This is a genomic window from Acetobacter pomorum, from assembly GCF_002738225.1.
Taxonomy (GTDB): domain Bacteria; phylum Pseudomonadota; class Alphaproteobacteria; order Acetobacterales; family Acetobacteraceae; genus Acetobacter; species Acetobacter pomorum.
Genome location: NZ_PEBQ01000126.1, coordinates 1 through 559, shown reverse-complemented (window position 1 = coordinate 559; position 559 = coordinate 1). Strand labels below are relative to the sequence as shown.

The window sequence follows — 559 nt, the reverse complement described above, 5'->3', positions numbered from 1 at the left end:
TGGAACTTGTTGATGAGCGAGAAGATGATGCGTTCCTGCCCGTGCCCGATCTGCTGCGCCAGACGGCGGCCTGAGGTGGCCAGCGCTTCTTCCTTGTCCTTCTTGTCCGCCAGTTCACCTCCTGTGGAGAAGGTATTACTGAGTTGGCGTTCCAGATCCTTGCGGTCTGTCACGACAATGATGCGACATTGCTTGAGGTCGTCATCCAGAATGAGGGCGCGACTGAGGAACACCATGGTAAAGGACTTGCCAGACCCCGTGGTGTGCCAGACCACGCCACCTTCACGCCCGCCATCGCTGCGGCGGGACTTGATGCGCTCCAAAAGGCGCTTGATGCCAAAGACCTGCTGATAGCGGGCGACGATCTTGCCGGCCTTGCGGTCGACCAGCGTGAAGTATCGCGTCATGTCCAGCAGGCGCTCGGGCGAGAGCAGACCAATCAGCAGCCGGTCCTGATCCGAGACATGCAGCGGGCGGGAGGCCCAGTCCTCGACGCGGAAATCTCACAGAAGGGTTGTACATCGGGTTAGATTATGAAAAAGTCTGTTTTGCACAAAAG

Annotated in this window: 1 pseudogene; it reads right to left on the bottom strand. The window is 58.3% G+C overall.

Features of this window, described 5'->3' with window-relative positions:
• A pseudogene (locus tag CSR02_RS08935) lies at positions 1-491 on the bottom strand (DEAD/DEAH box helicase family protein); the annotation flags it as partial.
• Positions 492-559 lie beyond the last annotated feature (68 nt).